This is a genomic window from Candidatus Termitispirillum reticulitermitis, from assembly GCF_054655775.1.
Map to the genome: position 1 here is coordinate 1 of NZ_BAAIHG010000235.1, position 551 is coordinate 551.

1 protein-coding gene is annotated in these 551 nt (G+C 39.9%); it reads left to right on the forward strand.

The window, feature by feature from the left end; translation table 11 throughout:
• Positions 1 to 305 (forward strand): hypothetical protein (locus AC1MDJ_RS08495; RefSeq protein ID WP_479690473.1); only part of this gene is annotated, 305 nt, incomplete at its 5' end.
• Positions 306 to 551: the final 246 nt, after the last annotated feature.

Consider the following 551-nt stretch of genomic DNA (forward strand, 5'->3'; position numbering starts at 1 on the left):
TTGACAGGCAACAGTTATTTGAGGGCAAGAAGCTAGTAAAAAGACCATTTATTGTGAACACTGGCGAGCGTATTCCCGTTCAAGGCAAAGATATGAAAGTTGCTAATAGACCTGTTCTTTTAGATAAACAAACATTGGATAGTCCACTTATGGTGATAGGCACACTCACTATTGCTGGTATAGAAAAAAATAAGGGTTCTATAGAGCCTATAAACGTTGGTATTAGCGATGAACGCTTGAGATTAAGGCTGTTTCGTGGACGCACTAGCTGGGCAATGAATGAGAGTGAGAAGAGTGATTTATGAGGTATAAGATGACCGCACACACCATAAAGCTTTTGTTTTTCTTGCTAATATTATTAGTGAGTTATCATTTTATCGTCCCTGAACGTCCCATAAGCACCCTTTAGGGTTTGTCTCGTTGGTGGTGTCTGTGTATAATCATTATGTGCTTGGGGAAGGATACGCTATCTGGTTGAAATAAAGCTATAGCGGTCTGACAATTTGCGACTGATTTAATGACAACACCAATATGCTAGCGTTGGGTTCTGT